An 8372-nucleotide genomic window follows, 5' to 3' on the forward strand; every position below is an offset into this window, starting at 1 on the left:
TTTCCAGGTCTTCATCCCGCTGCGCTACCAGCACGACTTCGTGGACGTGAAGGACGGCAAGGTACGCAACCGGCTCCAGGCGCGGACGCAGATGGCGACCGGGGCGGAGGCGCTGAGGACGTTCGCGGTGTCGCGGCTGCTGTTCGACAACGTGCCGCACGTCAAGGTGTTCTGGGTGATGCACGGCGTGCAGACGGCGCAGCTCGCGCTGCAGCACGGGGCGGACGACATGGACGGGTCGGTGGTCGAGTACAAGATCACGCACGACGCGGACGACTTCGGCACGCCGAACAAACTCACCCGTGAGGATCTGCTGGACCTCATCCGCGACGCGGGGTTCCGGCCGGTGGAACGCAACACCCGGTACGAGGTGATCCGGGAGTACGACGGTCCCGACCCGGCGCGCCGGGAGTCCCCCCAGCCGATGCGCGTCTGAAGGGGCCCCGCCCCTCTGCCCCCACCAGGGGGCTCCCGCCCCCCGGTCACCCACCACCCGGTGCGCGGGAAGCGCGGAGCCGCGTCGATGCGCGGCTCCGCCGCGTGGGCGCGATCGACCCCCGCCGCGGCCGGGACGGGTCCGAACCCCCACGGCGGGTACCCGGCCCGCATGGCCTCCGAAGACGCCTACACGGCGGAGCCCTTCGTCCCCGCGCGGGGCGGCCTCACCGCCCTGCGCAAGGCGGCCGCCGACTGCCGGGGCTGCCCCCTGCACAGGGACGCCACGCAGACCGTGTTCGGCACCGGCAACGCCCACGCCCGCATCATGCTCATCGGCGAGCAGCCCGGCGACCAGGAGGACCGCCGGGGCGAACCCTTCGTCGGTCCCGCGGGCAAACTGCTCGACCGGGCACTCGCGGAAGCCGGCATCGACCCGGCGGACGCGTACGTCACCAACGCCGTCAAGCACTTCAAGTTCACCCGGGCCGAACCCCACAAGCGCCGCGTCCACAAGTCCCCCACCCGGCGCGAGGCGACCGCCTGCGGCCCCTGGCTCGCCGCCGAGCTGGCCCTCGTCGAGCCGGAGCTCGTCGTCGTACTGGGCGCCACCGCCGGAAAGGCGCTGCTCGGCTCCTCGTTCCGGGTCACCCGGGTGCGCGGCACGGTGCTGGAGGAGGAGATCCACGGGCGCCCCGAGCGGCTGGTGCCCACGGTCCACCCCTCGGCGGTGCTGCGGGCGGACGACAGGGAGACGGCGTACCGCGGGCTGGTGGCCGACCTGAAAGTGGCTGCACAAGCCCTGGGGTAACGGTTAGTATCGCCATGTGCCCCTTACCTTCACCTTGGATCCCGTCGTCACCCCCGGACTCCGTGACGGCATCCTCGACCTGTGGACCGACGTCACCAACGCCGGCGGAGCGGTCGGCTTCGTACCGCCCGTGACCCGTGAGGACATCCGCCCCGGCCTGGTGCGCCAGCTCGTGTCGATGGCGGAGGAACGCTCCCGCCTGCTCGTCGGGCACGACGAGGAGGGCAGGGTGGCCGCGACGGCGTTCCTCACCTTCAACACCCACCACCTGATGACCCACTGGCTCTGGCTCTACACGGTGATGGTCCACCCCCGCCACCAGGGCAAGGGCTACGGCCGCGACCTGCTCGCCGCCGCCGAGCGGTCCGCCCGCACCCTCGACGGCATCGAGGCGATACGGCTCACCTGCCGCGGCGGCCTCGGCCTGGAGCGCTTCTACGCCTCCTGCGGCTACAAGGAGGTCGGCCGGGTCCCGGACGCCATCCGCGTGGCCCCGGGCGACGACCGCGACGACGTCGTCATGCTGCTGCCGCTGACCTGAGCCCCGTACCCCGCTGAAAGATCCACGTCCGGTCGTGCTTCACTGGACATCGTCCCTTTGGGACGTTCTGACCGTACGCAGGGAAGAGTGGATGAGATGCTCCGCTACACGCTGATGCGCCTCGGGATCTTCGTGGGCTGCCTCGTGGTCGTCTGGGGCCTCGTCTACTCCGGCCTCGCCCCGCGCGGCCTCGGCGACTCCAACGGCCTGTGGATCGTCCTGCTCGCGCTGCTGATCTCGGCTCCGATCAGCTTCGTCGCGCTCCGCAAGGAGCGGGACCGGGCCTCCGAGCGGATCGTGCAGCGGGTGGACCGGGCCAAGGCCAACCTGGAGGCCAACCGCAACATGGAGGACACGGCCGACGAGGCCGCCCGCACGCAGGGGCAGGCGCAGGGCCAGACCTCGTAACGTCCGTCACACCCGCGCACCGCACTCGGGCGCCCCGGTCTCCGAAATTCCCCGGAAACCGGGGCGCTTTGCGTTGTATGGGCGCCTTCGGCCCCCCGCCTGTCAAAGTAAGGCTTTGAGGATCTCAAAGCTCAGGTGTTACGGTCTTCGGGTGAAGTCAGCAGCCGTGTTCCCCACGCCCCGGAGTGTTCCGCTCGTGGCGCGCCTGCACGTGGACCTCTGCCGGGTCACCGCCGCGAACTGTCGTCCCTGACGTTCCGCCGCCACCCGCGTTCCCCGTACCACGTCACCTTCCGCACGCGTCCCCCCTCAACGGAGCATGTCCGTGTCCACGAACACGCAGTTCAAGCTGCCCATACGCGCGCCCTTCTGGGCCCAGATACTCGCCGGCCTCGTCCTGGGCGTCCTGCTCGGCTGGCTCGCCCGCAGCCAGGACGTCTCCTGGCTGGTCACCACCCTGGAGAAGGTCGGCGGCACCTTCATCGGCCTGCTGAAGCTGGCCGTCGCCCCGCTCGTCTTCTTCGCGATCCTGGTCTCCATCACCAACCTGCGGAAGGTCAACAACGCGGCCCGGCTGGCCTCGCGCACCCTCCTCTGGTTCATGATCACCTCGCTGATCGCGGTGGCGATCGGCCTGGTCATCGGCCTGGTCACCAACCCGGGCGCCGGCACCGGCCTCACCCCGGCGGACGGCGCGGCGCCGGAGAAGTCCGGCTCCTGGATCGACTTCCTGACCGGCATCGTGCCGACCGACGTCATCACGCCGTTCACCGAGCTGAACGTCCTCCAGATCGTCTTCATGGCCGCCGTCGCCGGTATCGCCGCCCTCCAGCTCGGCGAGAAGGCCCAGCCGATCCTCACCCTGAGCGAGTCCGTCCTCGAACTCCTCCAGAAGGCCCTGTGGTGGGTCATCCGCCTCGCCCCGCTCGGCACCGTCGGCCTCATCGGCAACGCCATCGCCACCTACGGCTGGGACCTGATCGGCAAGTACGCCACCTTCACCGCCGACATCTACGTCGGCTGCGCGCTCGTCCTCTTCGGCGTCTACCCGGCGCTGCTGGCGACCGTCGCCAAGGTCAGCCCGGTGCAGTTCTTCAAGGGCGCCTGGCCCGCGATCCAGCTCGCCTTCGTCTCCCGCTCCTCCGTCGGCACCATGCCGCTGACCCAGAAGGTCACCGAGCGCCTCGGCGTACCGAAGGAGTACGCCTCCTTCGCCGTCCCGTTCGGCGCCACGACCAAGATGGACGGCTGCGCCGCGATCTACCCGGCCATCGCCGCGATCTTCGTCGCCCAGATCTTCGACATCCAGCTCGGCGTCGGCGACTACCTGCTGATCGCGTTCGTCTCGGTGGTGGGCTCCGCCGCCACGGCCGGTCTCACCGGCGCGACGGTCATGCTCACCCTCACCCTCTCCACCCTGGGCCTGCCCATGGAGGGCGTGGGCCTGCTCCTCGCCATCGACCCGATCCTGGACATGATCCGCACGGCGACGAACGTCGCGGGCCAAGCTCTGGTCCCGGTCATCGTCTCCGCCCGTGAGGGACTGCTCGACCGGAAGGCGTACGACTCGGTCCACTCCTCGCCGGTCGACGAGGACCCGGCCGACGGGGCCCCGGCCGACGACCCCAGGCGGGTCCCCGCGGCGGCCTGACCGTCCCCGTCCCCGGGACCGCGGACAAACGGACCCGGGGACCTCACCCGCCCGTCTCTTCCCGTGCTTCGGCGGTGTCTTCTCCGTACGGCTCCGTTTCCGGCGACCCGTCGGAAAACCTGATCGCCGATGCGGATGGCCGCTGTTAGCCTCCTGTCGCTCGACTGTTCGATGATCGGGCATCATCCGGGGAGGGGCGTTCGTTGATGTCGGGGAGATGGAACAAGAGAGGCCTGTTGCTGGGCAGTTGCCTTGCGGCAGTAGTGGCGGGGGTGGTCACGCCCGGCACCGCGTACGCGGCGGAGCAGGCGAATCTGCCGCCCGCCGTCCAGGACCTGCAGACCGAGTTCAAGGACTGCGCGTCGGGCGACGAGCCGGCCTATGTCGGAAGCCCTCCGGTCCTCACGGCCCGGCTGACCGATCCGGCCGAGGACGACCGCATCGGATACCCGGAGTACGTCACCGCCGAGTTCGAGATCTGGTGGTCGGACCCGGACGGCACGGAACAGCGCCGCTCCTTCACCACCCAGCCGACCTACGCGGACCGGGTCCACCGCATCACCGTGCCGTCCGAGATCCCGTCCGACACGGTCATCTCCTGGCACGTCCGGGCCGACGACGGTACGGCGAAGTCCCCCTGGAGTTCGGAGGCGCCCGGCGCCGCGTGCCGGTTCGTCCACGACGACGAAAGCCCGGCCGCTCCCGTCGTGAGCTCACCGGAGTACCCGGAGGAGACGTGGTGGACCGGCGGGGTCGGCGTCTACGGCAGCTTCACCATGGACTCCCCCTCGGCGGACGTCGTCGAGTACCGGTACACCTTCCTCGGCGGCCCGCAGCGCACCGTCCGCCCCGCCGAGCTCGGCGGCCCGGCCACCGTCCGCTTCGCCCCGCTGAGCAACGCCCCGCAGCGTCTCAGCGTCCAGGCCCTCGACCGCTCCGGCCGGGTGAGCGGGCGCACCGACTACTCCTTCTACCCGAAGGCGGCGAGCGCGCCCGTCTCCCGCTGGAAGCTCGATGACGAGGCGGGCTCCACCACGGCGGCCGCAGAGGCGGGCGAGGCGGCCCGGGCGGGACGCGGTGTGACCTTCGGCGGTCCCGTGCCCCCGGGCACCCCGCTCACCTCCACGGCCACCCTCGACGGCAGCCGTCACGGCTTCCTCACCACGGACGCCCCGGCCGTCGACAGCGGCAGGACCTTCGCCGTCGGCGCCTGGGTGCGCCCGGCGGAGGACGACCGCCGCATGACCGTGCTGAGCCAGGACACCGCGTCCGGCACGGCCTACGCCCTGGCCCTGGACGCCCCGCGGGACGCGACCGCCTCCTGGTCCTTCACCCTCGGTGACGCGAAGGTCACCGGCGGCGCCCCGGAGGCCGGCGAATGGGCCTACCTCCTCGGCGTCTACGACACCGAGACCGGTTACGCCCAGCTCTTCGTCAACGGCCACGAGGTCGGCAGCAAGGCCGAGGCCGCTCCGGTCAGGGCGGACGGCGCGTTCCAGATCGGCCGGATCCGTGGCGAGAACGGCTACCGGCAGCGCTGGCACGGTGACATCGGCGACGTCCGGGCGTACGACCGTCTCGTCGTCCCGAAGGAGGTGACCGAGCTGGCCCACCGCAAGCCGAACCTGCTCGGCCACTGGTCGTTCGGCACGGCCGACGACGGCACCACGCCCGAGAACAAGGGTGGTGCGCCGCTGCGGCTCGCAGCGGGCGCGTCGATCTACCGCGGTCCGGACGACTCCTGCATCCCCGACCTCGACCCCGACTGCCCGTGGAAGCCGTACCCGCTGGTCGGCGAGGGGCACCTGGCGCTGGACGGCGAAGGCGGTCACGCGGTCCTCGACACCCCCGTGGTGGACACCGGTGACAGCTTCACCCTCGGGGTCGTCGCCAGGATCGAGGAGGCCGAAGCCACCCGGCCGATGACGGTCCTCTCACAGGCCGGCGAGCACACCGACGCGTTCAAGCTGCGCTACGACCCGTCGGCGTTCGCCTGGCAGCTGGTCATGCCGGAACGCGATGAGGCGGGCGCGCCGGAGAAGGTCGTCTCGCAGGTCACGAGGCCGGACGGCAGCAGCGGCCACGGCACGCAGCTGACCGTCGTCTACGACGACGCGACCGACACGGTCAAGCTGTACGCCGACGGCTACACGAACACCGGGGCCACCGCCCACCTCCGCGACGGCTGGACGAGCACCGGCCCGCTCCAGGTGGGCCGTGCCCGCACGGCCGACGGCTGGGGCGAGTACCTGAAGGGCGAGGTGGACGAGCTCCAGGCGTACGCGGGCGCCCTGCGTGACCGCGACGTCATCGGCCTGGGCCACGAGACCGACCCCTGCCTGTGCGGCTGACGTCCGCCGGCCGGCGGGGCGAGGGGCGCTTTCCGGCGACCACCGACAGGTGACCGTTGCTGGGAGCGCCCCTCGCCCCTGTCCGCCCGGTGGTGTGGAATCACCTGGACCGCGTGCCTCACCCGACATCGCCCGGTACCAGGCGCGGATGGACACCGCCGTGGAGCGCGAGACCAACCGTGCCGGGGCGCCGGCCCGGCAGCGTTACGGCCGGGCCGAGTCGGAGGCCAGGGCCAACGCGGCGCTGCCGGAGGCACAGGCCCTCGACATCCGTGCGGTGACCGCGGCGCGGGCGCCGGAGATCCTCGAGCACCGCTACCAGCAGCAGGTGCTCGACACCCTGGAGCAGGTCGCCGACCACCTGCTCCGCCCGGTGCGCATCGGCGGCGCGGACGGTGCCCGAACTGGCCCGCAGGCGCCCGGAGGTGGGTGCCGGGCCGGCCGGGAAGGCTCCGCAGCCGGTGGTGGTCCGCACCGGCGGCGGCACCGACACCTCGGCGCTGTCCACGCCGTTCGCCGCGCAGCTCCTGCCGCGGCCGGCGGCGGGTGAGCGGCCGGTCCCCGGCGACCGGACGGGGCCGGGGAACGACGGCGGCCGGGACCCGCGGCAGGAGACGGACCGTACGCTGTGTCCCATGGGTGCCGTGAAGACGAAGCGGATGCCGCGTGCGGTCCGTGAACAGCAGATGCTGGACGCCGCCGTGCGGACCTTCGGTCAACGGGGGTACATGGCCGCGTCGATGGACGAGATCGCCGAACTGGCGGGCGTGTCCAAGCCGTTGGTGTACCTGTACCTGAACTCCAAGGAGGACCTGTTCACCGCGTGCATCCGGCGTGAGGCGAAGGCCCTCACCGAGGCCGTGCGCGCCGGTGCCCGTCCGGAGCTGCCGGCCGACCGGCAGCTCTGGTCGGGGCTGACGGCGTTCTTCACGCACACCGCCCGGCATCCGGACGGCTGGGCGGTGCTGCACCTCCAGGCCCGTACCCACGGTGAGGTCTTCGCCGCGGAGGTCGCCGCGATGCGTGCGGAGATCGTGGCGTTCGTGACGCAGCTCATCCTCGTCGCCGCCCGTGACGCCCACCGGGACCCGGATCTGCCCGAGCGTGAGGTCTCGGGGCTCGCGGAGGCCCTGGTCGGTGCCGCCGAGTCCCTCGCGGACTGGGCCAACGCCACCCCCGGTGTCACGGCCCGGCAGTCGGCGGCGACCCTGATGAACTTCGCCTGGGCGGGCCTCGGCGACCTGATGGCCGGCCGCCGCTGGACCCCGCCGGACGAGGAGCCCGGACCGGAGGCGGCTCAGAGCGGGCTGACCTCCCCGGTGACGTGAACCCGGCCGCCGTCGCCGCGCAGTTCGAAGCGTCCGTCCTCCGCCGCGTACGTCACCGTCCCCGGCAGCAGCACCGGCGCCCGGAAGTCCGCGCGGACCTCCGTGGCGTCCGGGGTGCCGTGGGCGGCGAGGCAGCGGGCCACGGTCCACATGCCGTGCGCGATGGCGCGGGGGAAGCCGAAGAGCCGGGCGGTGAGCGGGTGCAGGTGGATCGGGTTGCGGTCGCCGGACGCGGCACCGTAGCGCCGTCCGACGTCCCCGGCCAGCCGCCACTCGTCGACGGCGGGCAGCGGTCCGCGCTCCTCCCGGCCGTGCCGTTCGGGCCCCGCGGGCCGGCCGGTGGTCCGGTGGCGGGCCAGGTACGTGCTCCGTGACTCCCACACGACGTCCCCGCCGTCCCGCATCTCGGTGACCACGGCGGCCTCCGTGCCGCGCCGGTGCGGGGCCAGCCCGTCGACGTGCACGGTCAGCTCGTACGCGCCGGTGGCCGGTGTGGTGCGGTGCCGGGTGATCCGTATCGACGTGTGGACGAGGCCCAGCAGCGGGAGCGGGAAGTCCGGCCGGCTCATCAGCCGCATGGCGAGCGGGAAGCCCAGCACGTGCGGGTAGGTCACCGGCAGTGCGTCCCCGGGGCTCGCGGAGCCGGTCGGGAAGCCGCACACCCGCTCGTACGCGGCGAGCCGGCCGGTGTCGACGCGCAGGGCGGGCAGCACCAGCCGGGCGCGGGGGTGGGCGGCGTCGGGGCGGGGGCGCTTGAAGGGCGACAGCAGGGCGCCGCGTGCGAGGAGCGGCGCGAGGGCGGGGGCTGCGGAGAGCTCCACGGTGGGCGCGGGTGCGGAGGTCATGG

At 72.4% G+C, this 8372-nt stretch carries 9 protein-coding genes and 1 pseudogene; 9 read left to right on the forward strand and 1 reads right to left on the reverse strand.

Annotated features, from left to right (window positions below):
- The 9 genes and pseudogenes from B7767_RS18150 to B7767_RS18185 form a co-directional block, all read left to right on the forward strand.
- A pseudogene (locus B7767_RS18150) lies at positions 1–436 on the forward strand (aminofutalosine synthase MqnE); the annotation flags it as partial.
- A 171-nt stretch (positions 437–607) separates the two neighbouring features.
- Complete coding sequence (locus B7767_RS18155; protein ID WP_085573114.1) at positions 608–1246, forward strand: UdgX family uracil-DNA binding protein; 639 nt, start codon at positions 608–610, stop codon at positions 1244–1246.
- A gap of 16 nt (positions 1247–1262) precedes the next feature.
- Complete coding sequence (locus B7767_RS18160) at positions 1263–1787, forward strand: GNAT family N-acetyltransferase (protein WP_085573109.1); 525 nt, start codon at positions 1263–1265, stop codon at positions 1785–1787.
- 96 nt (positions 1788–1883) lie between these two features.
- Positions 1884–2195 (forward strand): DUF4229 domain-containing protein, encoded by a 312-nt coding sequence (locus B7767_RS18165; protein ID WP_085573110.1) that lies wholly within the window; start codon positions 1884–1886, stop codon positions 2193–2195.
- Between the two features lie 166 nt (positions 2196–2361).
- Complete coding sequence (locus B7767_RS49325; RefSeq protein ID WP_311642580.1) at positions 2362–2448, forward strand: putative leader peptide; 87 nt, start codon at positions 2362–2364, stop codon at positions 2446–2448.
- A 66-nt stretch (positions 2449–2514) separates the two neighbouring features.
- Positions 2515–3846 (forward strand): dicarboxylate/amino acid:cation symporter, encoded by a 1332-nt coding sequence (locus B7767_RS18170; RefSeq protein WP_085573111.1) that lies wholly within the window; start codon positions 2515–2517, stop codon positions 3844–3846.
- A 272-nt stretch (positions 3847–4118) separates the two neighbouring features.
- Positions 4119–6197 (forward strand): LamG domain-containing protein, encoded by a 2079-nt coding sequence (locus tag B7767_RS18175; RefSeq protein WP_306297966.1) that lies wholly within the window; start codon positions 4119–4121, stop codon positions 6195–6197.
- A gap of 148 nt (positions 6198–6345) precedes the next feature.
- Positions 6346–6747, forward strand: coding sequence for a hypothetical protein (locus B7767_RS49330; protein ID WP_373408223.1), 402 nt, complete (start codon positions 6346–6348; stop codon positions 6745–6747).
- 85 nt (positions 6748–6832) lie between these two features.
- Complete coding sequence (locus B7767_RS18185) at positions 6833–7525, forward strand: TetR/AcrR family transcriptional regulator (protein WP_085573115.1); 693 nt, start codon at positions 6833–6835, stop codon at positions 7523–7525.
- Here the strand turns inward: B7767_RS18185 and B7767_RS18190 are convergent.
- Complete coding sequence (locus tag B7767_RS18190; RefSeq protein ID WP_085573113.1) at positions 7495–8370, reverse strand: MaoC/PaaZ C-terminal domain-containing protein; 876 nt, start codon at positions 8368–8370, stop codon at positions 7495–7497. The two genes, B7767_RS18185 and B7767_RS18190, sit on opposite strands and share 31 nt — an antisense overlap.
- Positions 8371–8372: the final 2 nt, after the last annotated feature.

The organism is Streptomyces sp. 13-12-16 (assembly GCF_002114215.1).
In the GTDB taxonomy this organism is placed as follows: domain Bacteria; phylum Actinomycetota; class Actinomycetes; order Streptomycetales; family Streptomycetaceae; genus Streptomyces.

Coding starts and splice junctions, on each gene's coding strand:
- B7767_RS18155 (WP_085573114.1), top strand. CDS start 608: ATGGCCTCCGAAGACGCCTACACGGCGGAGCCCTTCGTCCCCGCGCGG.
- B7767_RS18165 (WP_085573110.1), top strand. CDS start 1,884: ATGCTCCGCTACACGCTGATGCGCCTCGGGATCTTCGTGGGCTGCCTC.
- B7767_RS18170 (WP_085573111.1), top strand. CDS start 2,515: ATGTCCGTGTCCACGAACACGCAGTTCAAGCTGCCCATACGCGCGCCC.
- B7767_RS49330 (WP_373408223.1), top strand. CDS start 6,346: ATGGACACCGCCGTGGAGCGCGAGACCAACCGTGCCGGGGCGCCGGCC.
- B7767_RS18185 (WP_085573115.1), top strand. CDS start 6,833: ATGGGTGCCGTGAAGACGAAGCGGATGCCGCGTGCGGTCCGTGAACAG.
- B7767_RS18190 (WP_085573113.1), bottom strand. CDS start 8,370: ATGACCTCCGCACCCGCGCCCACCGTGGAGCTCTCCGCAGCCCCCGCC.